General features: G+C 47.8%; 24 protein-coding genes and 1 riboswitch. Of the genes, 22 read left to right on the plus strand and 2 right to left on the minus strand.

Going from position 1 to position 26,077, the window contains the following annotated elements:
* The first annotated feature begins 165 nt into the window (after positions 1–165).
* From C3B52_RS09315 to C3B52_RS09385, 15 genes are all read left to right on the plus strand, one after another.
* Positions 166–1,869 carry a long-chain-fatty-acid--CoA ligase gene (locus C3B52_RS09315; RefSeq protein WP_103105799.1) on the plus strand — a complete coding sequence of 568 codons (1,704 nt, stop codon included), beginning with the start codon at positions 166–168 and terminating at the stop codon, positions 1,867–1,869.
* Between the two features lie 146 nt (positions 1,870–2,015).
* Positions 2,016–2,606, plus strand: a complete 591-nt coding sequence (locus C3B52_RS09320; RefSeq protein ID WP_103105800.1) for a TetR/AcrR family transcriptional regulator — start codon at positions 2,016–2,018, stop codon at positions 2,604–2,606.
* Between the two features lie 110 nt (positions 2,607–2,716).
* The gene (locus tag C3B52_RS09325; protein ID WP_103105801.1) at positions 2,717–3,490 is read left to right on the plus strand and encodes an enoyl-CoA hydratase; all 774 of its coding nucleotides are present in this window, start codon (positions 2,717–2,719) and stop codon (positions 3,488–3,490) included.
* A 51-nt stretch (positions 3,491–3,541) separates the two neighbouring features.
* Entirely contained in the window at positions 3,542–4,309 is a 768-nt protein-coding gene (locus C3B52_RS09330; RefSeq protein WP_103105802.1) for an electron transfer flavoprotein subunit beta/FixA family protein, read from the plus strand.
* A 20-nt stretch (positions 4,310–4,329) separates the two neighbouring features.
* A complete protein-coding gene (locus tag C3B52_RS09335) occupies positions 4,330–5,289 on the plus strand; it encodes an electron transfer flavoprotein subunit alpha/FixB family protein (protein ID WP_103105803.1) in 960 nt (319 codons plus the stop codon).
* Between the two features lie 118 nt (positions 5,290–5,407).
* Entirely contained in the window at positions 5,408–5,578 is a 171-nt protein-coding gene (locus C3B52_RS37275) for a hypothetical protein (RefSeq protein ID WP_235615646.1), read from the plus strand.
* 287 nt (positions 5,579–5,865) lie between these two features.
* Positions 5,866–6,183: a thioredoxin gene (gene trxA / locus C3B52_RS09345; RefSeq protein WP_103105804.1), complete on the plus strand. Its 318-nt coding sequence runs from the start codon at positions 5,866–5,868 to the stop codon at positions 6,181–6,183.
* 271 nt (positions 6,184–6,454) lie between these two features.
* The gene (locus C3B52_RS09350; RefSeq protein WP_103105805.1) at positions 6,455–7,639 is read left to right on the plus strand and encodes an ABC transporter substrate-binding protein; all 1,185 of its coding nucleotides are present in this window, start codon (positions 6,455–6,457) and stop codon (positions 7,637–7,639) included.
* A 184-nt stretch (positions 7,640–7,823) separates the two neighbouring features.
* Positions 7,824–8,690, plus strand: a complete 867-nt coding sequence (locus C3B52_RS09355) for a branched-chain amino acid ABC transporter permease (protein ID WP_103105806.1) — start codon at positions 7,824–7,826, stop codon at positions 8,688–8,690.
* Between the two features lie 4 nt (positions 8,691–8,694).
* Entirely contained in the window at positions 8,695–9,666 is a 972-nt protein-coding gene (locus tag C3B52_RS09360) for a branched-chain amino acid ABC transporter permease (protein ID WP_103105807.1), read from the plus strand.
* Between the two features lies 1 nt (position 9,667).
* Complete coding sequence (locus tag C3B52_RS09365; RefSeq protein ID WP_103105808.1) at positions 9,668–10,429, plus strand: ABC transporter ATP-binding protein; 762 nt, start codon at positions 9,668–9,670, stop codon at positions 10,427–10,429.
* A 1-nt stretch (position 10,430) separates the two neighbouring features.
* Positions 10,431–11,144, plus strand: coding sequence for an ABC transporter ATP-binding protein (locus tag C3B52_RS09370; protein ID WP_103105809.1), 714 nt, complete (start codon positions 10,431–10,433; stop codon positions 11,142–11,144).
* A gap of 141 nt (positions 11,145–11,285) precedes the next feature.
* Positions 11,286–11,534 carry a DUF2164 domain-containing protein gene (locus tag C3B52_RS09375; RefSeq protein WP_103105861.1) on the plus strand — a complete coding sequence of 83 codons (249 nt, stop codon included), beginning with the start codon at positions 11,286–11,288 and terminating at the stop codon, positions 11,532–11,534.
* A gap of 29 nt (positions 11,535–11,563) precedes the next feature.
* Positions 11,564–13,345 (plus strand): excinuclease ABC subunit UvrC, encoded by a 1,782-nt coding sequence (gene uvrC / locus C3B52_RS09380; protein WP_103105810.1) that lies wholly within the window; start codon positions 11,564–11,566, stop codon positions 13,343–13,345.
* A gap of 86 nt (positions 13,346–13,431) precedes the next feature.
* A riboswitch (Lysine riboswitch) is annotated at positions 13,432–13,619 on the plus strand.
* A 262-nt stretch (positions 13,620–13,881) separates the two neighbouring features.
* Positions 13,882–15,120: an aspartate kinase gene (locus C3B52_RS09385; RefSeq protein ID WP_103105811.1), complete on the plus strand. Its 1,239-nt coding sequence runs from the start codon at positions 13,882–13,884 to the stop codon at positions 15,118–15,120.
* Between the two features lie 68 nt (positions 15,121–15,188).
* Here the strand turns inward: C3B52_RS09385 and C3B52_RS09390 are convergent, their stop codons facing one another.
* The gene (locus tag C3B52_RS09390; protein ID WP_103105812.1) at positions 15,189–15,641 is read right to left on the minus strand and encodes a DUF2507 domain-containing protein; all 453 of its coding nucleotides are present in this window, start codon (positions 15,639–15,641) and stop codon (positions 15,189–15,191) included.
* A gap of 404 nt (positions 15,642–16,045) precedes the next feature.
* Between C3B52_RS09390 and C3B52_RS09395 the strand changes: the two genes are divergently transcribed.
* Genes C3B52_RS09395 through sdhB form a run of 3 tightly spaced genes read left to right on the plus strand, consistent with a single transcriptional unit; the run spans position 16,046 to position 19,201 of the window.
* A complete protein-coding gene (locus tag C3B52_RS09395) occupies positions 16,046–16,657 on the plus strand; it encodes a succinate dehydrogenase cytochrome b558 subunit (RefSeq protein WP_103105813.1) in 612 nt (203 codons plus the stop codon).
* Between the two features lie 18 nt (positions 16,658–16,675).
* Entirely contained in the window at positions 16,676–18,433 is a 1,758-nt protein-coding gene (gene sdhA, locus C3B52_RS09400) for a succinate dehydrogenase flavoprotein subunit (RefSeq protein ID WP_103105814.1), read from the plus strand.
* 18 nt (positions 18,434–18,451) lie between these two features.
* Positions 18,452–19,201: a succinate dehydrogenase iron-sulfur subunit gene (gene sdhB / locus C3B52_RS09405; RefSeq protein WP_012685406.1), complete on the plus strand. Its 750-nt coding sequence runs from the start codon at positions 18,452–18,454 to the stop codon at positions 19,199–19,201.
* Positions 19,202–19,254: 53 nt separating this feature from the next.
* Here sdhB and C3B52_RS09410 read toward each other — a convergent pair whose 3' ends face one another.
* On the minus strand, positions 19,255–19,701 hold the full coding sequence (locus C3B52_RS09410) for a MarR family winged helix-turn-helix transcriptional regulator (protein WP_103105815.1): 447 nt from the start codon (positions 19,699–19,701) through the stop codon (positions 19,255–19,257).
* 194 nt (positions 19,702–19,895) lie between these two features.
* On the opposite strand from C3B52_RS09410, the gene C3B52_RS09415 reads away from it, so the two are divergent.
* The 4 genes from C3B52_RS09415 (at position 19,896) to C3B52_RS09430 (ending at position 25,973) form a co-directional block, all read left to right on the plus strand.
* On the plus strand, positions 19,896–23,657 hold the full coding sequence (locus tag C3B52_RS09415; RefSeq protein ID WP_103105816.1) for a S8 family serine peptidase: 3,762 nt from the start codon (positions 19,896–19,898) through the stop codon (positions 23,655–23,657).
* 74 nt (positions 23,658–23,731) lie between these two features.
* Positions 23,732–24,160, plus strand: a complete 429-nt coding sequence (locus C3B52_RS09420; protein ID WP_235615647.1) for a hypothetical protein — start codon at positions 23,732–23,734, stop codon at positions 24,158–24,160.
* A gap of 44 nt (positions 24,161–24,204) precedes the next feature.
* Positions 24,205–24,663, plus strand: a complete 459-nt coding sequence (locus C3B52_RS09425) for a chemotaxis protein CheX (RefSeq protein WP_103105817.1) — start codon at positions 24,205–24,207, stop codon at positions 24,661–24,663.
* Between the two features lie 23 nt (positions 24,664–24,686).
* Positions 24,687–25,973 carry a M24 family metallopeptidase gene (locus C3B52_RS09430; protein WP_103105818.1) on the plus strand — a complete coding sequence of 429 codons (1,287 nt, stop codon included), beginning with the start codon at positions 24,687–24,689 and terminating at the stop codon, positions 25,971–25,973.
* Positions 25,974–26,077: the final 104 nt, after the last annotated feature.

The raw sequence follows: 26,077 nt of genomic DNA on the forward strand, positions 1-26,077 counted from the left end.
CATACGAAAGCGCTGGTTATAAACAAACAGCGCTTTTTGGATTTCGTACTTTCGTTTAATTAGTTGGAAAATTAATTATTTTTCGAATAGAATAGATGAAGGGAGAGTTTATAAATGTCAATCATAGGGGGAGGCAAGGCCATTTAAGGGATGGAGGGAATGACCATGTCAATTGCCAAGCCTTGGATAGCCAATTACCCACCCGAAACTGCACCGTCACTGGAATACCCCCGTGTTCCACTGACCTATTTCCTAGAAGAGTCCGCAGCCGCCTATCCAGACAGCAATGCGATTTACTTCATGGGAAAGCGCATTACGTATCGCGAGCTTTTGCTTTTGTCGTACAGCTTTGCCAATGCATTGATCAAGCGAGGTGTGAAAAAAGGGGACCGAGTGGCGATCATGCTGCCTAATACCCCACAGACTGTTATTAGCTATTACGGCGCCTTGTTTGCCGGTGCCACTGTCGTCATGACAAACCCCCTCTATACGGAACGTGAACTGATTCACCAGCTTACCGATTCGGGAGCAGAAACGATCATCACACTGGATTTGTTGTACAGTCGTGTATCTTCCGTCCGTTCGTCTACTCCATTAAAACGGCTGATTGTCACAAGCATCGCCGATTACCTACCCTTTGTAAAAAAACTACTGTATCCAATGGTTCAAAAAAAGCAAGGTCAAAATCCGCAAGTTCCGTATGGCAAAGACGTGGAGGCGTTTCTTTCGCTTATTGAGGAGAACGATCCCACCGTTGTCTATTCGAAGGCGAACCCGGAGGAGGATATCGCACTCCTCCAGTATACCGGGGGTACCACGGGTGTGGCCAAAGGCGTCATGCTGACCCATGCCAACCTCATCGCGAACGCCATACAATGCCAGGCTGTGCTCTACAAGCTCGTGAAGGGAAAAGAGCGCATACTCGGAGTTCTTCCCCTGTTTCACGTGTATGGCATGACGACTGTCATGAACAAAGGAATATCGATTGCTGCCGAAATCATTCTCGTACCGAAATACGAGGTCAAAGAAATATTTCATATGATTGATAAGAGAAAGCCTACTTTGTTTCCCGGTGCACCCACGATGTATATCGCCCTGATCAATCACCCCGATTTGCAAAAGCATGATTTATCCTCGATCGAGGCGTGTGTGAGTGGCTCTGCTCCTCTGCCAGTCGAAGTCAAAAACAAATTCGAAGAGCTGACCCGCGGCAAGCTTGTCGAAGGCTATGGCCTGACAGAGGCTTCTCCGGTGACACACTCGAATCCGATTTGGGGCAAAAGCATTACAGGTAGCGTGGGATTGCCATGGCCAGATACGGATTGCCGCATCGTGGACACCGCTACGGGCGAGGAGCTTGCTCAGGGTGAAATTGGGGAGCTGGCGGTGTCCGGCCCGCAGGTCATGAGAGGATATTGGAATCGTCCTGAGGAAACGGCTGCTGTGCTAAAGGATGGCTGGTTATTGACCGGAGATATGGGCTACATGGACGAAAACGGCTACTTTTATATTGTGGACCGAAAAAAGGACATGATTATTGCGGGGGGCTTCAATATTTATCCGCGTGAAGTGGAGGAAGCGCTGTTCGAGCATCCCGCGATTCAAGAGGCAGCTGTTATTGGTGTCCCTGATGCATATCGGGGAGAAACGGTCAAAGCGTTTATCGTGTTCAAGGATGGCCAGACAGCAGCCGAGGAAGAGCTGGAAGCGCATTGTCGTCAACGGTTAGCAGCTTATAAAATACCGAGACAATATGAAATACGCGCTACTCTCCCTAAAACGATCGTCGGAAAAGTCCTCAGGAGGCAGCTTCAGGATGAGGACAAAAAACGAAGAGAAGAAGCCACTGATGGAATCAAAACCAGCTGAAGGGAAGATGTGACACCAAAGGGTCGCTTTCCCGCCAGGAAGGCGCCCTTGAACGGTGTTTGACACGTTGGTATGGCTGTATTACACTACATATGAATGAGCGATCATTCAGTATATTGTCAGTGCTAGTAAAGGTGGAGGTATATATGGCAAAGAAAACGGGGGAAAAGTATCAAGCCATTATTGATGCTGCTGTTCGTGTCATCGCACGGCAGGGCTATTACAGCGCCCAGGTATCAAAGATTGCAAAAGAGGCGAAGGTAGCAGACGGCACCATATACCTCTATTTTGAAAACAAGGACGATATTTTGATTTCGCTTTTCAATGAAAAGATGGGGCAGTTTGTGGAGACAAACCGTAGGCGCGTCTCGGAAGCGAAAACGGTCGAGCAAAAACTGTACGAACTCGTCCATACGCATCTCAGTCAGCTATCAGAGGATCATGACTTGGCAAAAGTGACGCAAATCGAGCTACGCCAATCCAATCAGGAGATCAATGAAGGAATCGGTACCGTGATGAAGCAATACTTCAATCTGATTGAAGAGGTGGTTAGAGCAGGGATGGAGCAAGGCATTTTCCGTCCTGACATTGAGGTGCGGATCGCCAGAAAAATGATCTTTGGAACATTGGATGGAGTGACGACATCATGGGTTATGAAGCAGTGTAAATACGACCTGGTCTCCCATGTTGATTCCATTTATAATCTCTTCCTGCTAGGAATGAAGGGAAAAGAATGAAAGAAAAGCTTTTTTTGCTTCCCAACGTTTGTTACAATAAGTAAAGTGATACTGAGCGGTCGCTCGGTAAGAGGCTGCTCCTTTATTTGATAGAGTCTGGGGGGAGAGGAATGGATTTGCAATGGAATGTGCAAGTAGTTGATCGTGTAGCGCTGGTGACAATCAACAATCCACCGGCAAATGCGCTCAGTAAATCCGTGATTGCGCAATTGAATGAACTTTTGGATCAATGGGAAAACGATGAGCAAATCAAGGCGATTGTTTTGACCGGTGAAGGACGTTTTTTCATCGCGGGCGCGGACATTAAAGAATTCACCCAATTGCAAAGTGAAGATGCGGCAGCAATGTCCAAGCAAGGCCAACAGGTGTTTGACCGTGTGGAAAAATTTCCGAAGCCGATCATCGCAGCCATTAACGGCGCATGCCTCGGTGGAGGACTGGAGCTCGCAATGGCGTGCCACATCCGACTAGCAGCTGCAGATGCCAGATTGGGACTTCCAGAGCTAAACCTGGGACTGATTCCAGGCTACGGAGGAACCCAGCGCCTGCCTCGCTTGGTGGGCCGCGGAAAAGCAACTCAGTTGATCCTCACCTCAGAAATGATCAGTGGAGAAGAAGCCCACCGCATCGGACTTGTAGATGTGATTTATCCTGTGGAAGAGCTTGTTGATGAGGCCAAAAAGTTGGCGGAAGCCATCGCACAGAAGAGTGCTGTCACGATCAAGCTAGCACTGAAGGCCATCCATGCTCGCGAAGAGCTCTCCTTGTCAGAAGGCTTGGACTATGAAGCAAAGCTGTTTGGAGAAGCATTTGCCGCCGAGGATGTAAAAGAGGGCGTAGCTGCCTTTCTGGAAAAGCGCAAGCCGCAATTTGCAGATCGGTAGAAACCATATAGCGTCACCAGTATGAAGTACCACTTAGGAGGAGGCATCCTGATGAATATCGTGGTTGTGTTGAAACAAACCTTTGACACAGAAGAAAAAATTGTCATCCAAAATGGACAAATTTCTGAGGATGGCGTTGAATTCATCATTAATCCATACGATGAGTACGCAGTAGAAGAAGCGATCAAGCTAAAAGAAGAGCATGGTGGTGAGGTGACTGTAGTCAGCGTCGGTCCAGATCGTGCCGAAAGCTCTCTGCGTACAGCTCTGGCGATGGGTGCAGATAAAGCGGTATTGGTTGACGATGAGGATTTGTTCGGGGACGAATTTTCAACTGCAAAGGTACTAGCTGCAGTTGCGAAAAAAATCGGCTTCGATATTATTATTGGCGGTCAAATGGCTGTTGACTCCGGTGCAGGTCAAGGCGGACCTCGTCTGGCTGAAGAGCTTGGAATCAATCATGTATCCACCGCAGTTAAGCTTGAAATAGATGGTACAAACGTACGTGTAGAGCGTGATATCGAAGGCGATCTGGAAGTTGTAGAAACCAGCCTGCCTGTTTTGATCACTGCACAACAAGGTTTGAATGAACCGCGCTATCCTTCCCTCCCTGGGATTATGAAAGCGAAAAAGAAGCCTTTGGATCGCTTGTCCGCAGATGATTTGGATCTGTCCCCAGCAGATGTAGCGGCAAAAACGGAGATTGTAGGTCAATCCTTGCCGGCACAAAAGCAAGCTGGACGTATTCTCACTGGCGAACTGGCAGCTCAAGCGTCGGAATTGGTGCAACTATTGCGCAATGAAGCAAAAGTGATCTAAGCGAGAGGGAGAGGATATCCATGAAAAAAGTACTTGTACTCACAGAAGTACGTGACGGACAGCTTCGCAACGTGTCACTGGAAGCATTGGCAGCTGCACAAACACTGGGTGAAGGCGGCGAAATCGTAGCAGCAGTATTTGGTGCGGATGCCGGCGCTCACGCAGCTACTTTGGGTCAGCATGGCGCAACTACCGTTTATACAGCGGATCATCAGGCTTTGGTTCAATATACGCCAGACGCTTATACTCAGGCTTTGACACAGCTGATCGAGCTGGCTGCTCCAGACGCTGTCGTACTTGGTCATACTGCAATCGGGCGCGATGTAGCACCTCGTGTAGCAGCAAGACTAGGCTACGGTCTGGTGTCGGATGTGACAGGTATTGAAGCAGGACCAGTATTTGTTCGACCTATATATGCAGGAAAAGCTTTCCAGCAACGTAAATTTATTGATGGAAAAACTTTTATTACGATTCGTCCAAACAACATTGCGATCAGTGCCGCTGATGCTGCGAAAACGGCTGTGGTCGTTCCAGTAGATTTGGAAATCAAAGACCTGCGCACCATTGTAAAAGAAGTCGTGAGCAAAACGAGCGGAAAAGTAGATTTGTCTGAAGCAAAGGTAGTCATTTCCGGTGGACGTGGCGTTAAGAGCGCTGAAGGCTTCCAACCTTTGTATGATTTGGCAGAGGTTTTGGGTGCCGCAGTAGGGGCTTCTCGCGGTGCGTGCGATGCTGACTACTGCGATTACTCCATGCAAATCGGTCAAACAGGTAAAGTGGTTACTCCTGATCTGTACATCGCGTGCGGAATTTCCGGAGCGATTCAGCACTTGGCTGGCATGTCCAGCTCCAAAGTCATTGTAGCGATCAACAAGGACCCGGAAGCTCCGATTTTCCAGGTGGCTGACTACGGTATCGTAGGCGACTTGTTTGAAGTATTGCCGCTTCTGACAGCTGAATTTAAAAAAGTACTGGTTTAATATAACGATATTATTACTGAGCAAGCGCCCTTTTCAGAAAGGGTGCTTTTTTTGCCCCAGTCACTACCTCTACGCTTAGAAAGATTGCTATAATAGGCGCTAAGGAGAGGTGAGCGGCATGAGTGAAGAACTGTTGCATCAGCTGATTCACATGGTTGGCGAGAATAATCGCCTCTTGAAAGAGATGAAGGAAGAACTCCGAGAATTTAAGACAGAAATGTACGCATTTCGTGAAGAGATGTATGCGTTTCGTGATGAGATGTATATTTTCCGAAATGAAATGAAATGAAAAAGTACCGCGATCAATCGGCATGACAAACTAATGGAAGCAGACCTTGACTTGCTACATCGAAAAGTAAACGACAATGAGCGAGAAATCCACCGGATAAAGCATGCCGGACAGTAAGATGTTCTGGATGTCGTTGGAAACGATAAGGGAAATGCGGATTGGATACACTAACATGGAGAAGTGCGGATAAAGTGTTGCGTGCCGTAGTCATTTCAGATTTTGAATGATATACTGATTAGCGTATAAAACCTTTTTTTAGTAATTGAATTTTGAGGAGGTAACTTTCCATGGCAATTGTAAATGGAACTGACCAAAACTTTTCCCAGGAAGTAGAGCAAGGCGGTACAGTCCTGGTTGACTTCTGGGCTCCATGGTGCGGCCCTTGCAAAATGATCGCTCCTGTACTTGAGCAAATCGACGGCGAAGTGGGCTCCAAGCTCAAAATCGTCAAAGTAAACGTTGACGAAAACCCAGATTCTGCTGGCCGTTTTGGTGTCATGTCCATCCCTACCTTGATCGTATTCAAAGATGGTCAACCAGTTGACAAAGTAATTGGTTTCCAACCAAAAGAAGCTTTGATGGCAACTGTAGGCAAACACCTGTAAGGATAAGGGATTATTGGCAGAGAAGCGGTATTTGCGCCTCGGTGCAGATGCCGCTTTTTTCATGCGTAGGTTGGACAGAATAGTTAGAAATTTATCGGGTACGAAAATGATTTCATTCCAATCATGAACGGCATCTATGCAATAATTCTGAGCGGTCGTTTGTCAAAAAATTAAGTTTACTTAGAGAAAATTATTTGCGTTTTTATAATAGTTTTATTAAACTTCAGATAATCCATAATAATTATTTAGAAAAATTAAGGGAGGCTTTTCAATGAAGGGGTTTCATTTATTAAAATCTCTGGCAACCATCTCCTTGGGTGCAGTTTTGATGGTTGGATGTTCCAGCGGCAACACCAGCGCACCAGCAGCAAATGAGGGTGGAGCCAAGCAAGAAGCGAGTGCAGATGGACAAGAGTTCACAGCGAAAATCGGCGTAGTCGGATTCCTTTCCGGATCAGGTGCCGCATATGGCGAAGCACAAAAAGCAGGCTTGGAGCTGGCTTTGGGTGAGCTGAACGAAGCCAACAAAGGCAAACTCAAGATGGAATTAAAGTTTGAAGATTCTGGCGGAGATAAAGAGGGAGCGATTAATGCGGTAAATAAACTGATTAATCAGGATAATGTTGTCGCAATCATCGGTCCTACCCTTTCCGGTGAAATGTTTGCTGCAGGACCTGTAGCAAACGAAGCGGAGACGCCAATCTTCGGGATTTCTAATACATCTGAAGGAATCAACGATATCGGTGAGTACGTGTTCCGCAACTCCTTGCCAGAATCCATCGCGATTCCTACAGCGATGAAAGCGGCAGTTGAGAAAAACAGCTTGAAAAAAGTAGCGCTCATCTATGCATCCAACGATGACTTTTCCGTGAACGGATACAAGGTGATGAAAGCAACTGCAGAAAAAATGGGTCTGGAAATTACTGGCGAAGCAACCTTCTCCAATGGTGATGTTGACTTCTCTGCACAGTTGACCAAGCTGAAGCAAACCAACCCGGATGCACTCTTGGTTTCTGCTCTTTACAAAGAGGGTTCCATGGTAGTGAAAAAAGCGCGTGAGCTGGGTATTACAGGCACGATCCTTGGCGGTAATGGCTTCAACAACCCAAAAGTATTTGAAATTGCAGGTCCAGCGGCAGAAGGCTTGATTGTGGCTACTCCTTTTAGCCCAGAAAAACAAGATGACAAAGTACAAGCCTTTGTAAAAGCGTTTGAAGCAAAATACAACAAAAAGCCAGACCAATTTGCTGCACAAGCTTACGATTCCCTGTACATTATGTCTCAATCCCTGCTCGCTGCGGGCAAGGCTGATCGTGAAGAATTGCGCGGACAACTGGCACAGCTGAAAGACTTTACAGGCGTTTCAGGAAACCTCTCCTTTGACGAAAAACGTAACCCAATCGGTGATGCGGTTGTTGTTGTAGCAAAAGAAGGAAAGTTCGTACCATTTGAATAAGAGAACTGCCCGGGCTTCCCGGGCTCTTCTTTGCAATGGAAGGCGATGCTCCGCCATTTTTTGGCGGAGTAAAGTTTTCTCGCTGGATCAGAAAGGACGAGTTCTCTACCATCGCTTCCTGATCCAGCGAGAACAACTTCAAGCATTCAAACTATTTAAACGACTTTCAGTGAGGTGAGGCAGTTTGTTTTGGCAGCAATTAGTCAATGGTTTAACGGTAGGTAGTACCTATTCCTTAATCGCATTGGGCTATACTCTCATTTTTGGAGTTTTAGGCATCATTAACATGGCCCATGGTCAAATTTTTATTTTCGGATCGTTAGTTGGACTAGTCCTGATGACCAGCTTGAATTTGCCACTCGGGGTGGCGTTAGTAGCAGCCGTAGTGGTTTCGGCGGTATTAGGATTGGTTTTGGAGTATACAGCACTTCGTCCGCTTCGCAAGAAAAACGTACCTCATTTGGCGTCACTGATCAGTACAATCGGGTTTGCCATTTTGGTCGAGGAAGCGATGCACAAATTATTTGGAGCGGATTCTCGCGCTTTCCCGCAATCGTTTGGAGATACTCCCTTTGATTTGGGCATTATTCAAATTCGCAGTGTCGATCTCGTTATTTTAGGGATTTCACTCGTTTTGATGTTCGTTCTGCATTTTTGGATTCAGAAAACCAAAATGGGCAAAGCGATTCGTGCTACGGCTGAAAATACGGATACGGCAAACATTTTGGGGATCAATACCAACATGGTCATCGTTGTAACAGTGATGCTGGCGTCAGCGCTTGGTGGAGTCGCGGGTATTCTGATCGGTATGGCATATTCCGCTCTCATTCCTACCATGGGGATGACTCTTGGATTTAAAGGTCTGGCTGTACTGATCTTGGGCGGGGTTGGAAGCATCCCGGGAGCAATGGTGTGTGGCGTACTGCTCGGAATTATTGAGGTCTTTACGGTCGCATATGGAGATTCGTCGTATCGTGATGCCGTTGCATTCGGCCTCATCATCATTATTTTGCTGCTAAAGCCAGAAGGACTATTCGGACGCAAAGCGTAAGGAGGTGCAAACATTGGATATTCTCAATCCGTATAATTTACAGGTATTTACCTTTATTTTATTAAACAGCATTCTTGCTATCAGTATTTATATTACGCTCTCTACTGGGCAGCTTTCCTTGGGGCATGCCGGCTTTATGAGCATTGGCGCCTTTACCGCAAGCATTTTGACCAAGCAGGCGGATATGCCGCTGTTTATTGCTATCATTATCGGTGGACTCGCAGCGGGGATCGTCGCTTTATTGATCGGTGCTCCTACTTTGAAGCTCCATGGCTTGTACCTGGCGATTGCGACCTTGGGCTTTGGGGAGGTTATTCGGGTTATTCTGCTCAATCTTGAGATTACCAATGGAGCGCTTGGACTTACAGGTCTGCAGTCCATTGGAAACTACTTGTACGATTTTGAAAAAGCGATCGGCTTAAAAGCGCAGACGATAGGGATTTCTGTCATGCAAATGAAGGCGTTGTCCACATTTGTTTTCATGCTGCTTTTGTTTGCCCTCATTCTCTTTTTGACGCTACGTTTGAACCGTTCCAGACTTGGCCGCGCCTTTGAAGCGATTAAAGCGGATGAGACAGCAGCACGTGCGATGGGCTTGCAGGTGGCTTATTACAAAATGCTCGCTTTTATTATCGGCTCCGTACTGGCAGGAATGTGCGGGGGGCTATTTGCTCACATCACCACTACGATTACTCCAGACGATTTCAACTACCACAAGGTCGTAGAGATTCTCTCCTACGCGGTAATCGGCGGCAGTGAGGTGGTATGGGGACCATTGTTCGGTGCTCTTGTCTTGACTGCGCTGCCAGAAGTTCTGCGCGGTTTGGCAGAGTACAAAATGCTTATGTACGGCTTGATCATGGTCACAGTGATGGCTTTCCGTCCACATGGCTTGATTGGTACCGACACATTCCAAAAGCTGTTCCGTCGCCGCAAGGGCAAACCGTCCGGCAATGAAGCGAAGGGGGGAGTGTGACATGTTGCTGGAACTGACAAATGTAGGGAAAAGCTTTGGCGGCATCACCGCCCTGCGCGATGTTTCATTTTCGGTGGGGGAGGGTGAAATCGTTGGGCTGATTGGCCCCAATGGTGCGGGCAAAACGACGATTTTTAACATGGCTACGGGTATTTTTGAACCGACGACAGGTACTTTTTCGTTTGCTGGTCAGAAGCTCAACGGTATGCAGCCAAACAAAATTACGGAAATGGGCATTGCTCGTACGTTTCAAAATATTCGCCTGTTTGGTCATATGAATGCACTGGACAATGTAAAGGTTGGCTGCCATTCACGCATGAAGGCTGGCTTCTGGGCTTCCTTGCTCAAAACGCCGGGACAGCAGGCAGAAGAGAAAGCTGTAACGAAAAAAGCAGAAGAGCTGCTGGAGTTTGTAGGCTTGTCTGATGTAGCTGACGTGCGTTCTGATACGCTTGCTTACGGACAGCAGCGTCGATTGGAGATTGCCCGGGCGCTTGCTACTGAGCCAAAGCTCTTACTTCTGGATGAGCCTGCTGCAGGAATGATTGAGACGGAGACAAAGGCGCTCATGGAGCTCGTGCGCAAAATCCGCGATGACGGGACGACTGTTTTGCTGGTTGAGCACGATATGGGACTCGTGATGAATTTGTGTGAAAAAGTCGTGTGCATTAACTTTGGCGTCAAGATCGCTGATGGAACGCCAGAAGAGGTACAAAATAATCCAGACGTAATTGAGGCTTACCTCGGCAAGGAGGACGAATAGCATGCTTAGCATACAAAATCTGACGACCTCCTACGGTCAAATCAAAGCGATTCGGGGTATTTCTCTGGAGGTGCCAGAGGGCAAGATCGTTTCGCTCATTGGCGCAAACGGCGCTGGGAAAACGACCACGATGCGCACGATTGCAGGTCAGCTGAGGCCAGAGGCAGGGACCATTACGTTTCGTGGACAGCGCATCGAAGGCGCGAAGCCACACCAGATCGTAAAAACGGGACTGGCACTCGTACCGGAAGGCCGTGCCATCTTGGGCAAAATGACTGTGCTGGAAAACCTCGAAATGGGTGCGTTTCAGCGCAACGACGCCCAAGGTATTAAGGATGACATGGAAAAAATGATGGCGTGGTTTCCTATATTAAAGGAGCGCCTGACACAATTGGGTGGAACGATGTCGGGAGGACAGCAGCAAATGCTGGCGATTGCCAGAGCGTTGATGTCCAGACCGAAGCTGCTGCTCTTAGATGAGCCGTCGATGGGGCTGGCGCCGATTGTCGTGTCCGATATTTTCAAGGTAATCAAACAGATCAATGCAGAGGGAACGACGGTGCTGATCGTCGAGCAAAACGTCAAGCAGGCACTCAAAATCGCCGACCTCGGTTATGTTCTTGAGGCTGGACAAATTGTACTCGAAGGCACGGCTGAGTCGCTGTTAAACGACGAGCGTGTAAAGGAAGCGTACCTGGGAGGACGAAAGCACTAGTCATTTGAACACACATTTAAAGGAAAAAACTGTCGCTGGAAACACGAGGCGGCAGTTTTTTTCATTTGTCATCCATGGTACTATGAACAGTGGAACGTATATTCCTATCACGATGTTTTTGAGGAAGGGTGCTTGATCGTCATGGCAGCAAAACTGTCCAGAGAACAAACCGAATATCTGGTTCATCAAGTGCAGCGATATTTTCATGAAGAACGATCTGAACAATTGGGGAATCTGGAAACAGAAGATCTCATTGCCTTTTTTGCCAAGGAGCTTGGCCCCTTCTTTTACAACCAAGGGGTTCAGGATAGCCGTAAGCTGTTGACTGAACGCATGAGCTCGCTTGAGGATGAACTGTACGTGCTGGAAAAACCGATTAAAATGAAGTAAGAGAAATATAGATCGAGGAGGGAGCAGCCATGAATAGCTCCTTAAAAGACAAACTGGCCGTCCTGCCAGAGAAGCCAGGCTGCTACCTGATGAAAAATGCGAGCGGGGAAATCATTTACGTCGGTAAGGCCAAAGTGCTAAAAAATCGCGTTCGCTCGTATTTTACAGGCAGTCATAATGGAAAAACGCAGCTTCTGGTCAGTGAAATTGTGGACTTTGAGTATATCGTTGTATCGTCAGCGATCGAGGCGCTCATTTTGGAGTGCAATCTGATCAAAAAGCATGATCCTCGCTATAATGTCATGCTCCGAGATGACAAGACGTACCCGTACATCAAGATTACGAATGAGGCACAGCCACGACTGGAAATTACGCGCAAGGTTCTAAAAGACAAGGCAAAATATTTTGGGCCGTATCCAAATGCCGGCGATGCCTCCGAGGTGAAAAAGCTGCTTGATAGGCTCTATCCACTGCGCAAATGCCGCAACATGCCCAAGCAGGTGTGTCTCTATTACCATTTGGGACAATGCCTCGCTCCCTGTGTGTACGAAGTGACGGATGAGGAAAATCGGCGTCTGGTCGAAGAGATCAGCCGATTCCTCGATGGCGGTCACGAAGAGATGAAGCAGCAGCTGACCGAGAAAATGATGCAAGCCGCTGAAAGCATGGAGTTCGAACGGGCAAAGGAATACCGCGACCAGATCAAGAGTATCGAAGCGGTCATGGAAAAGCAGAAGATTACCTTTACCGATACCGTCGATCGGGATATTATCGGATTTGCTGTCGAAAAAGGCTGGATGTGCATCCAGATTTTTTACATGCGCCAGGGCAAAATGATCGAGCGTCAAACGACCTCTTTTCCTTATTACGGTGAGGAAAACGAGGATTTCATGTCCTACGTCAGCCAGTTTTACTACGATAAGCAAAACGCCCTGCCGAAAGAAATTCTGCTTCCTGAACAAAGCGATACCGAGCTTTTGAGTGACTGGCTCGGAATCAAAGTCCATGCTCCTAAACGTAGCAAAAAGCGAGAGCTGGTACAAATGGCATCTGAGAACGCCAGGATCGCCCTGCAAGAGAAGTTTGCCCTCATGTCAAAGGATGACGCGCGTACCGTTCAGGCTGTACACAATCTGGGGCATATTCTCGGCATAGGTGTCCCGCATCGTATTGAGGCGTTTGACAACTCCAACATCCAGGGAACGGAGCCGGTATCCGCGATGATCGTGTTTACGGATGGTCGTCCGGACAAAAAGGAATACCGCAAATTCAAAATCAAAACTGTCGAAGGTCCAGATGATTACGGCTCCATGCGAGAGGTTATTCGTCGGCGTTACTCGCGTTTGCTCAAAGAGAACCAGCAGATGCCTGATCTCATCGTCATGGACGGTGGCAAAGGGCAAATCACTGCTGCCATGGATGTATTGGAAAATGAGCTTGGGCTTTATATCCCTGTCTGTGGCTTGGCAAAGGACGAGAAGCACCGCACCGCGCAGCTTCTTTTTGGAGACCCGCCAGAGCCGGTCAATCTGAAGCGTGACAGCTACGAGTTTTATTTGCTGCAGCGCATTCAGGACGAGGTGCACCGTTTTGTCATCACCTTCCACCGACAGTCTCGTACGAAAACGATGCTCTCCTCTCAGCTGGATGAGATTCCGGGCATCGGGGAAAAGCGCCGCAAGCTTCTCTTTACGCATTTTGGCTCGATGAAAAAAATGCGCGAGGCTACGGTAGAAGATTTCCGTCAGCTAGGAATCGGCGACAAGCTGGCGAGAGAAATCATCGCCCATTTGCGAAAGCTGGAGTCGTAGAAATAATCCGAAAAACGATTGAACGATTTTTCGTCCCATGATATAATGCGATTCAAACAGAATAGTTAGCCTCACTTCCATATATGGAGTGAGGTAGAGGCGCGAAAACCAAGAGTACCACCCTGAGATCGGGTATCTGTGAAGGGTATGGGAAAGGGGAATTCGCCGAAGTATGGAGGAAAACCCGCTTTTCTCCACGCTGGGTCTGCATTGAATAAATGCAGGACTGTCATCTCGGCAATCACCAGTTGCCAGATGGAGTGCTATCTCACGGTGAGTCCGTGCGTAATCATGATGGTTGGTTCTGTCATGCTGCATGGACCGCGTGTATTGGAAGGGAGGAACCGGTATGTCGAAACAATAGGCAGCGGCAGGTCTTATTCCTAGTCGATGCCTTTTTTTAATAAAATGACATAATCGCTTAAAAAGAGAAATAGAGAAACCATACAAAAAAACAAAAAAAGAGATTATACAAATACAAAAAAGAAAAACATATAACGAACATCATTGGATATGAGAAAAGGGAGAGAAGCCGCATGGGGTTGATCGTGCAGAAATACGGAGGCACCTCTGTAGGTACCATTGAGCGAATTTTACGAGTAGCGGACCGAATCATCACATACAAAGAGGAAGGGCATGATGTGGTCGTGGTAGTCTCTGCAATGGGCAAATCTACCGATGTCTTGGTAGACATGGCTAAGCAGATTACACCTTTCCCATCGGAGCGTGAAATGGATATGCTGCTGACCACGGGGGAGCAGGTTTCCATCTCGCTTTTGGCTATGGCCTTGCATACGAAAGGCTACGATGCCATTTCCTTGACTGGATGGCAAGCAGGCATTACGACTGAAGCGATTCACGGCAGAGCGAGAATCAAGCAAATTGATTCAGAGCGGATTCAAGCCGAGCTGGACCGTGGACGTGTCGTGATTGTGGCCGGCTTCCAAGGAATCAGTGATGAGGGTGAAATCACTACGCTCGGCCGCGGTGGATCGGATACATCCGCGGTTACATTAGCAGCAAGCCTGGGTGCAGACAAATGCGAGATTTTTACCGACGTGTCAGGTGTGTACACGGCTGATCCACGGATGGTCCCGGCAGCAAGCAAGCTGGACACTATCTCCTATGATGAGATGCTGGAATTGGCAAATCTGGGGGCAGGTGTACTACATCCGCGTTCGGTAGAGGCTGCTAAGAAATATAAAGTAAGGTTGGTGGTCCGCTCCAGCTTTACTGCTGAAGATGGTACGTACGTTGAGGAGGTTGCCAATATGGAAACAGGAAGAGTAGTGAGTGGAGTCGCTCATGACGAAGATGTCGCTAAAATTACGGTTGTCGGGATGCCTGCTAAGGTAGGTACACTCTCTCGCCTATTTAATACCCTGGCGGACAATCAGGTAAACGTGGACATTATTATCCAAAGCTCTTACGATGCGGCAGTGACAAACATTTCGTTTACGGTAACAGGTGACGATCTGACCAAAGCCATAAATACGTTGAATGCCAATCAGTCAGAGCTTGGCTTTGAAAAAGTCGATTTTGAAGAAAATCTGACCAAAGTATCCATTGTAGGCTCCGGTATGATCAACAATCCTGGAGTTGCAGCGGAAATGTTCCGCGTTTTGGCTGAGAAGGAAATTTCTATTAAAATGGTATCTACTTCTGATATCAAAGTATCATGCGTCATACCAGCCAGCTTGACTGAACTTGCCGTTTGCAGTCTCCATTCGGCTTATGGTCTCGATGTAGCTGAAACGGCTGTTGTTCACGGCTAGCCGCTATCATTATCAAGACTCCCCCCTCTCCTCTACAGGTAGAGGGGGCTACTTATGTGAGCAGATGCTCACTTTTTGCTGCGTGCAATAATTCGAATCATACTACTTCCATCTATTTCTAACTGGGCTACGACTTCTGTTTGCTTCCACGACTCTAGCGCTCCGGCAATGATTCCTGCTTCCAAGGATAGCGTGCGGCTTAGGCGTTCAGGGGATTGATACTGGTAAATGGAATGGGAGAGCTTGTAGGTAATGCCTTGCTCTGATGACTCTACGAGGTCTAATTGACCCAGTCCCAGTCGCATGAACGGGTGAATGATACCAGTTTCAGCTGTGATCCGAATTTTTCGGCCCATTTCTTTGCCTAGCCAGTACAGAATAGGGCTCTCACTCTCGCCTAGCAAGGCGTTGGTCAGCGTTTCACGTAGTAGGTGGTAGCCTAAATAGGGCATGCTCATTCGCTCGGCATAAAGAATCGTTTGGGCAGGCAACAGGGCTGCCAGTTGATCCGTCTCTTTCATTTTGCTCCCTCCTGTCTGTACTAGACTATGAGAGAGTCTCTATTTTCATGACCAATCCTAGAGAGAAAAATAGCGTAATTGAACAAAGTTATTCTATCAATGTATTTAGTCTATTGATTGTCTTGACGCTCTCAGTCGACAAGAGTACAATTGGATTTGGTCAAAGTTTTGCCCAACTTTTTTTCGTATTTTGACACATTCCGACAAGGTGGGACGAGACGAAAGACGGTTTTTTCGTCATGTCTAACGGGAATCGCAATGGGTTAGGATATTGGAGAAAGGTCGATACAAAAAGGTCGCAACCATTTTGTAGACCGTTTGCGGGCAGATCAGATTTTTTGAAAAACGTCGAGGCGTTTTTCACAAACTACGAGCGTTACATACATTGAAAGGGGGACCATGGTATGGCGAAAGGCCATAGCTTTCTCAGCCACAAGCTACACTCACTTCTCGGTTTGTTTCCGATTGGGCTCTTCTTGCTGTTTCACTTGACAGCTAACTATCAAGCGACCCGCGGAGCCGAAGCTTTCAACCAGACGGTTGGACTGATTGAAAATGTTCCACTTCTATTGGTAGTTGAATTTGTCTTCATCTACATCCCAATCCTGTTTCACGCTGTTTACGGTCTCTACATTGCGTTCCAAGCGAAGCAAAACGTAGGGAACTTCGGTTACTTCAGAAACCAAATGTTTCTGTGGCAACGGGTTACAGGTATCATTACCCTCATTTTCATTGTTTGGCACGTATGGGAAACCCGCATCGCAAAAGCAATGGGTGCACACGTAGACTTCGACATGATGGCTAACATTTTCAGCAGTCCTGCAATGATCGTATTCTACACTATCGGGATCATCAGCACGGTTTTCCACTTCTCCAACGGACTCTGGTCGTTCCTGGTTCACTGGGGAATTACGGTTGGACCGCGTTCCCAACGAGTTGCAACATACCTGACAATGGTCGTATTCGTAGTCGTAACTTTCATCGGCTTGCGCGCGATGTCGGCTTTCATTCTGTAGGGATAGGGGGACTAAACAATGGCAAAAGGTAAACTAATCATTGTCGGTGGTGGTTTGGCCGGCTTGATGGCTACCATCAAAGCAGCAGAAAAAGGCGTTCCCGTTGAGCTTTTCTCCCTGGTTCCCGTTAAACGTTCCCACTCTGTTTGTGCACAGGGCGGTATTAACGGCGCGGTAAACACAAAAGGGGAAGGCGACTCCACTTGGGAGCACTTCGACGATACAGTATATGGCGGCGACTTCTTGGCTAACCAACCGCCAGTTAAAGCAATGACCGATGCGGCACCTGGTATCATTTACATGCTGGACCGTATGGGTGTTATGTTCAACCGTACACCAGAAGGACTTTTGGACTTCCGTCGTTTCGGTGGAACCAAGCATCACCGCACTGCATTTGCGGGTGCAACGACTGGACAACAGCTGCTTTATGCACTGGATGAGCAAGTTCGCCGTTATGAAGCAGAAGGTCTGGTTACTAAGTACGAATATTGGGATTTCCTCGGAGCCGTTTTGGACGATACAGGAACCTGTCGCGGGATTACTGCACAAAACATGCGTTCCGGTGAAATTCAATCCTTCCGTGCAGATGCCGTTATTTTGGCAACAGGCGGTCCTGGTATCATCTTTGGTAAATCGACTAACTCGATTATCAATACAGGTACAGCGGCTTCTGCTGCATACCAACAGGGCGTTATCTACTCTAACGGTGAAATGATCCAGATTCACCCGACTGCAATCCCTGGCGACGACAAGCTGCGACTGATGTCCGAATCCGCTCGCGGTGAAGGTGGACGCGTTTGGACTTATAAAGACGGTAAGCCATGGTACTTCCTGGAGGAAAAATATCCAGCGTACGGTAACCTGGTACCGCGTGACATCGCGACACGCGAAATCTTCTCCGTCTGCGTAGATATGAAACTGGGTATCAACGGCGAAAACATGGTATACCTCGATCTGTCCCACAAAGATCCAAAAGAATTGGATGTTAAGCTGGGCGGTATCATCGAGATTTACGAAAAATTCGTTGGGGACGACCCACGTAAAGTTCCAATGAAGATTTTCCCTGCGGTTCACTACTCCATGGGCGGTATGTGGGTAGACTACAACCAAATGACCAACATCCCTGGTCTGTTCGCAGCGGGTGAATGCGATTACTCTCAACACGGTGCAAACCGTCTGGGTGCAAACTCCCTGTTGTCCGCGATCTACGGTGGTATGGTTGCAGGTCCAAAAGCAATCGAATATATTAACGGCTTGAACCAGTCCTCTGATGATCTGTCTTCCACACTCTTTGACAGCTTCACTAGCAAAGAGCAAGCGAAGTACGACAACATCCTGAAAATGGATGGAACAGAAAATGCTTACCTGATTCACAAAGAACTGGGTGAGTGGATGACTGACAACGTAACGGTAGTTCGTTACAATGACCGTCTGCAAAAAACAGATGACAAGATCGTTGAATTGATGGAGCGCTACAAAAAAATCAATATCAACGATACAAACAAATGGAGCAACGCTGGGGCTTCCTTTACACGCCATCTGTGGAACATGCTCGTATTGTCCCGTGCGATCACAATCGGTGCGCTCAATCGTAACGAGAGCCGCGGTGCTCACTACAAGCCTGAGTTCCCTGAGCGCGATGACGAGAACTTCATGAAGACTACAATGGCGAAGTACAATGCTGAAACCACTGCGCCAGAAATCTACTACGAAGACATTGACGTTTCGTTGATTGCACCGCGTAAACGTGACTATACGTCTGACAAGAAGCACTAAGAGAGGAGGAAACTGATCATGGCAGAAAAATTGATTCATCTAATTATCACTCGCCAAGATAGCCCTGACAGCACTCCGTACAAGGAAGAGTTCAAGATTCCATACCGTCCTGGTATGAACGTAATTAGTGCGCTGATGGAGATTCAACGCAACCCGCTCAACGCACAAGGACAAAAAACGTCTCCAGTTAACTGGGAATCGAACTGCCTGGAAGAAGTTTGTGGTGCGTGCTCGATGGTAATTAACGGTAGACCACGCCAAGCGTGCTCTGCCCTGGTTGATAAGCTGGAACAGCCAATTCGTCTCGAACCAATGAGTACCTTCCCGGTACAACGCGACCTGTCGATTGACCGCAGTCGCATGTTCGATGCATTGAAACGCGTAAAAGCATGGGTTCCAATCGATGGTACACATGATCTTGGACCTGGTCCTCGTATGCCAGAAGTAGAGCGTCAATGGGCGTATGAGCTTTCCAAATGCATGACTTGTGGTGTTTGCCTGGAGGCATGCCCGAACGTAAATGCGAAGTCCGATTTCATTGGTCCGTTCGCGATTTCCCAAGTTCGTTTGTTCAACCAGCATCCAACTGGTATGATGAACAAGCATGAGCGTCTGGAAGCATTGATGGAAGATGGCGGTATCGGTGATTGCGGTAACTCGCAAAACTGCGTACAAGCATGTCCAAAAGGAATTCCACTCACTACTTCGATTGCTCATATGAACAAAGAAACAACCAAACATGCGGTGAAGAAATTCTTCTTCTCGTAATAAGTATGACGAAAAAAGGCGTGCGCCGGATATCCGGTTTGCACGCCTTTTTTCTATTCTTTTTGAGCCGATGCTGTTGCCGAACGCGCTAATTTTTCAAAGGTAGAAACTAAGCTTTCTAATTCTTCTGGCGTCAGGCAAGAGAAGTATTGCTGCAGCATTTCCAGCCTTTTTTGCTTTGCTTGAAGCAGGATCGATTTTCCGGCGTCTGTCAGTCGAATATGTACCACGCGTCGATCTTCTTCGTCACGATCCCGTATCACGTATTCATGCTTATCTAAGCGATCGATCATAGCTGTTATCGCGCTTGGTTTGACGACCATGGAATCTGCCAATTCACCGACAGTGCATTTTCCCTTTTGCTCAAGCTGATAAAGAATATAAAACTGTGGACCTGTTAAACCCGGGACAGGCTCAGACAATTGTGGTCCGATTACGCGCATGGCAGAACGAAACGCCTCCTGGAGACGCTCGATCGCATCTTGCACATTGTATGACATGCTGTTTCAGCTCCTTGTACCAATAGGCAACACACCTTATTATACCAAAAATAAGCGGACTGTAATTTGACGCCTTTGCGTACATTCCATTTTTCCCTCGGCAGAAAGCTTCCATTTGTTAAGAAAGGGAATACCCAAGAGCTTCCCAGTGAAAACTTAAAACAATGGATGCTTTACCATAAAGGGGGCAAACGATGAAAAAACAGGTACTCAGCTTAGGGTTGGCGTTGGTTTTGCTTCCCATAACGACAGTGAATACAGGCAGAGTCCATGCGCTTGCGGGAATAGACACCACAAGCTTTCAAACACAAATCATGCAGGATTTGCAGGACGCTGCGATTCCAGAACAAGCCAAGAGGGTGACATCGAAGGAAGAAAGCCATTCACGCTTTTCTGTAGCGGATGAATGGCAGCGTGCCGAGCATTCCTTTTTGGGCGAGCAGGTCTCGATTGCGCAGACCTCAACCTTGGATATGATTGAAGCTACCGAGGCTTGGCAGGATGCAGGGGTAAGAGGAGAAGGAATGCTTGTATCTGTAGTTGATACCGGGGTTAATCCGAAGCATCCGGATATGCCTGCTCCACGTGACAAGCGATTGGCGCAGCAAAAATCAGGCTCTACGAAGAAAGTCATTCCCGGATACAACTGGGCTGACCGCAATCAAACAACAGAGGATGTCGGAGAATCGCAGCATGGTGTGCATGTATCGGGGATCATTGCGGCAAACGGAAAAATGAAGGGTGTCGCTCCTGAAGCACAAATTATGAGTCAAAAGGTCTTTTCCAATTATCAAGGAGAAGTGCCTGGATTAAGCGAATCCATCTTATTTGCCATTAACGATTCGGTCACGAAAAAAGCGGATGTAATCAACCTAAGTCTGGGCTCCTCGGCAGGCTATGTGGACGAGGTAAACACCGAGCAAATGGCTGTCAAGCGAGCTGTAGACAACGGAGTGATCGTGGTTGCTGCTGCGGGCAACGATGCTTACTTTGGCAGCGACAAGGTGCGTGCGCAAAACCCTGACGTAGCTATGATCGGTTCACCAGGCCTCGCACCTGACGCATTTGCGGTCGCTTCTGTCAACGCAACTTCACTGGCAGGCTACAGCTTCGGTGTACAAGGTGTACCTGGACTGGAACGAGTCGTTTACTTGCATGGACATGTCGCGACGGGAAACGCGATTAACCCGGTGACGACGCTGCTCAAGCCTTATCCGCTCGTCTATATGGGAAAAGGGAAAAAAGAAGACTACAACGTCTCGGTCAAAGACAAAGTCGTGCTTTTGGAGCGAGGAGACATATCGTTCGATGAAAAGCTTCGCCTTGCCAAGGAGGCAGGAGCTGTAGGAGCGGTTATCTACAATAATGAGACAGGGCCGGTGATGATCAGCGCGGAGCATTTGAAGCAAATCCCGGCTGTATCGGTCTTGAAGCAAATGGGTGAGAAGCTGGCGCAGGCGATAAAAAAGGGAAAGAAGGTAAGCATCACCTTTGATGGCGAGTATGCGCAAAATCCGATGCCATATCCTGATGGCGGGACTATCTCTGCTTTTTCATCCTGGGGCCCTACGCCTGACTTGCAGTTCAAGCCAGAAATATCCGCGCCAGGCGGTGGAATTTTGTCGACGGTAAAAGACTCCGATTATGCGGTGAAAAGCGGGACATCTATGGCAACACCACATGTAGCGGGAGGGATGGCCCTGCTGAAGCAGGCCTACCAAAAGCAAGGAAGAAGTCTGCAGGGCAGGTCGCTTGTAGAGACGCTCAAAGCAGCAGCCATGAATACGGCACAGCCGATTATGGACCCGCGGCAAAGTGTAGCTGCCTTTGAAAAAGCGCGTGCGCAAAAAATGCCCTACAGCCCTCGTGTGCAGGGGGCAGGACTCATGCAAATCAATAAGGCGATCCAAACGCCTGTAATCATTGTTGATGCGAAAGGTAAGGCTGGGGTTTCTTTGGGGGAAATTGGCCCTACGACGACCTTTTCCTTATTCCTCGATAACAAATTTGGCAAAAAGCCAATAACGTATCAGTTGCAGGACGAATTTGGGGTGCTGACTGATTTGCGCAAGGATGGCTTGAATCTGTTGACAGAGGGTCCACTCGCCGGGGCAAAGCTGCAGTTTTCTAATACGCAAGTCACCGTTGCTCCGGGAAAACGTAGTGAGGTGAAAGTGACGCTCCAGGTTCCCCAAGAGACAGCACGAAATCTGTTTGCAGAGGGCTTTATTGCGTTTCAGCCTGATGACAAGGAGCTTCCAACCTTGCGTGTTCCTTACTTTGGCTTCTACGGGAATTGGAACGAGCCGCGAATCATGGACGAGCCAATGTGGGAGAAAGGAAGCCAGGAAAAGCGCACAGGGGTCAAAACAACGTGGTACCATGACAAGCGCAATGACAAATGGAAGTACCGTGACTACTTGGGGGTAACAGGTGTTGGCGAGGAAGGAGCAGCGAAAATCGATCCGACTCACATCGCTTTTTCGCCAAATGGTGACGGTCATTACGATACGGCTGCTCCATCCATTACGTTTTTGCGCAATGCCCGTCAAGTGATCGTGGAGGTAACCGATCAATCTGGCAAGCCGATCCGGACGCTGGTGCGCGATGAAAAGGTGTCCAAATACGATCAGTCCAAGCTGGGTACGCCCTATTACTACACGGAGAGAGAAGCGTGGAGCTGGGATGGCAAAGCGTATGTTCCCGAAAAAGGAACCTATGAACAGGTAGCAGATGGCCAATATCACTTTAGCATCAAGGCCAAAATCGATGGACGAAATGCCAACTGGCAGACCTTGACCTTGCCGATCCGAGTGGATACGAAGCCACCAGTCATTTCTGCATCGGTGTCGGGAAATCGCGTGCAATGGAGCAGTCGGGACAAAGATATTCAAGGGTACTTACTATATGTGAACGGGAAAAAAGTAGGAGGGCCTTACTCAGCCAAGGTAACGAGTACAGTCGTAAATCAGCCCGACAAAAAAATGAGTGTGGTTGCTTACGACTTTGCGGGCAATATCAGTGTGGTTCATTTGAATGGGAAGAGCGATACGACCCCGCCATTCATCGAGTTTCCGGATGATCTATTCTCCTACCTGAAAATTTCCAAGCAGCCGGATGTCGCCTTGCGTGGAAAAGTGACTGGAGAGGATATGCTGGACAGAGTTCGGTTGTCGATCAACAAAGCTCCGATAAAGGTCGAGTCAGATGGTTCTTTCGAGACGATCTTAAGGCTGCCTGAAGGGCTCAACTATGTCGTTTACAGTGCTCGAGACATGTATGGAAACACGCGGCAATTTACACAGCGAGTCATTGTGGATACGACCCCTCCTATTTTGCAGTTCCAAAATGATGGCGCAGAGGACGTGCAATTTGACCCAGCAACGAAGCAAATGCTGGTTCCGATCCGGTTTATGTATCGAGATCAGACATACAAGGGACAGATTAGCGTAAATGGACAAATTGTCACCAGCTTTGAAGAAGATCAGCTCGAAGTCCCTGTTCAAAAATATGTGACTCAGACACTGCCGTTGAAGCATGGGGAGAATCGTATTTTGATCGAGGGCAAGGACGGGGCAGGCAATCAAAGCTCCCTGTTGATCTACGGTTATGTCGATGCTAGTGCCGGATCAATTGTCTTGCATCAAGGCGAGCTGCGATTGAACTACAAAGCAAGAGCAGTTCCTGCGCCAACAGTTACATTAAAGCAAAACCAGCTAGAAGCAAAAGGCGGGGAGTCTGTACCCATCGAAGGGAAGGTGACAGGGACTGGTGCTGTCAGTCTTCAAATCCAATATGGGGATCAGGAGCTACAGGCTGATGTGAATGATCAAGGGGGATTTCGACTTGTTCTCGATCATATTGAGGAAGGAAAGCAAAAGCTGACTGTGGTAGCGACAGATTCATTGGGACGCGAAGCACGAGCTGAAATGAATGTGATAGGAAAGAAGAGGTAGAGTAATAAAGCATACCCGGCGAAGCGCATGATCAGGCTGCTGCCGGGTATTTGTGTCTGGGGAGGGAAAATTTGATGTTTTATCACGGGATCAAGTGGGAATATGTAATGAAGGAGTATCCGTTGCTTTCACCACGACGTACTGTTAGCAAGCATCGGAGAGACCAAGCCCTCGATCGTAAGCATTTGCTTCAACAATTTGGCTTGGAGCCGGTTCATTTACTTGAGGCTGATGAAAGCTACCCCCATGAGCGTTGCATCATGGAATGCTTCGAGTTTGGAGATACCGTTTTTGCTTTTGAACGTTTGGAGCTTCCGGTATGGCAGTTAAGTCACCATGAAGTAGGAGTAGAAGTTCTCGATCTACGCTCCTGTAAGACTATTTATACCATTCGTTATGAGTCTAAAGTAGAGTCTTTTTTTCCGGGAATTCCGTATATAAGAGACTTTTTCCCTACATTTTATGGTAATGACTCTTGCAACTGCCAAAAATCGACATTATGATATGGATACGACAGATAATTGCCCGGGAAAGGAAGAGAGTGAAGATGCTAGTCCAATACTTAGATCCGTTCTTAGAATCTGCCTCATCGGTGATTTCGCAAGTGTGCAATGTCGATATCTCACGAGGAGAATTGGCCGAAAAAGAATGGATACATCGTGAAGGCCATACCTGGATTCGTATTGGGATGACCGGTCAATTGCAAGGAGATGTTTTTTTTGGCATCCAGGAGGACTTGGCTCTGCGAATCATTTCCGCTATGATGGGTGGTTTCCCAGTCAATGAAATGGATGAAATTGGTAAAAGTGCGATTTCAGAGCTAGGAAATATGATTTCGGGGAATGCGAGTACAATTTTGTCTAATCGAGGCGTGGTGGTAGATATTACGCCACCGTTGTTTTTGCTGAATCGGGATATGCAAGAAATGACGGGTACTGCACTGACTGCACCGCTCGATTTGCATGATATGGGTACGATGGAAATTCAGATTGTGATCATCAGATAGGCGGCAGCAGCCGTCTTTTTTCTATGAAAATATTTCAAATCAGGGCGGGTGAAAGTGCTTTGAACGAGATGAACGTGCGAAATAACATCCTGCCGCTGCAAGTGCGCGATCAAATGCAGGATCAATGGCTGCAAAGACGTTTAGCTACGATATTGCCCGCGATTATGGCGAAGCATCAAATGGACATGTGGGTGATAATCGGCCGGGAGTATCAGGAGGACCCGATCATGGAGACACTGTTTCCGGCGGCGATTGACAGCTCCAGAAGATTAACGATCATCGTGTTTGCTTTAAATGAAGACCAGACAGTAGATCGTTTGGTCATTCATACGAACCCCGATTTTGAGCCTTTTTATCGCTCGGTCTGGGAGCCGGCAAAAGAAGATCAATGGGGATGCTTGGCCCGCATCGTTTCTGAGAAAAAACCGAAGCACATCGGCGTCAATGTCTCAGACCACTACAGCTTTTGCGATGGTCTAACGCACTCGTATTTTACGAAATTGCTGGAGGTACTCGAGGTAGGTCAGGCTCCTGCTGTCATGAGTGCAGAACGGGTCGCGCTTGATTGGCTTCAGCTACGCACAAACGAGGAGCTGATAGCGTATCCGACAATCGCGGAAATTACCAGAAATTTTGCACAAGAGGCGCTCTCCAATCAAGTAATCCATCCTGGAATTACGAGGACGACTGATGTCGTTCGCTGGATCAGGCAACGAGTAAATGACCTCGGGATACGGACATCCTTTTACCCGACTGTAGATGTTATTCGCAAAGGCTGTGGCAAGCTTGAAGATGTGATTATTGTCCCTGGGGATGTGATCCATCTGGACTTCGGGATTCATTATTTAGGGCTGGCGACAGATACGCAACAGCTTGCGTACGTATTAAAAATGAATGAGCACGATGCTCCGGTAGGATTACAGAACGCCATGCAGACTGCGAATCGATTGGAAGACATCATGTGTGAGAACTTCCAAGAAGGAAAAACTGGCAATGAGATTTTCACAGCATGTATCAAGCAGGCTGAAGCAGAAGGGATAAAGGCGATGATTTATTCGCATCCCATCGGCACTCATTGTCATGCGGCAGGGCCACTCATCGGCTTGTACGATAAGCAAGAAGCAATCCCGGTCAAAGGAGAGCTGACCATACAAAACAATACGTGCTACGCCATGGAATTTAATATTCGGCAATACATACCTGAATGGAGTGAGGAAATCCCTATCTATTTGGAAGAACCCATCGCTTTTGAAGATGGCAAAGTGCACTTTTTGGCCAAAAGGCAAACAGATTTCTACCTCATTCGTTAAGAGAAAAGAGGGGGAGCACTAGGATCGCCCCTCTTTCGATTTTCCTTCGCTTCCGCGTAAGTAGCCTCAAGAATTGCTTTTTTACCACTATTCATTATCTGAAA

This window comes from Brevibacillus reuszeri, assembly GCF_002897295.1.
GTDB lineage: Bacteria > Bacillota > Bacilli > Brevibacillales > Brevibacillaceae > Brevibacillus > Brevibacillus reuszeri_A.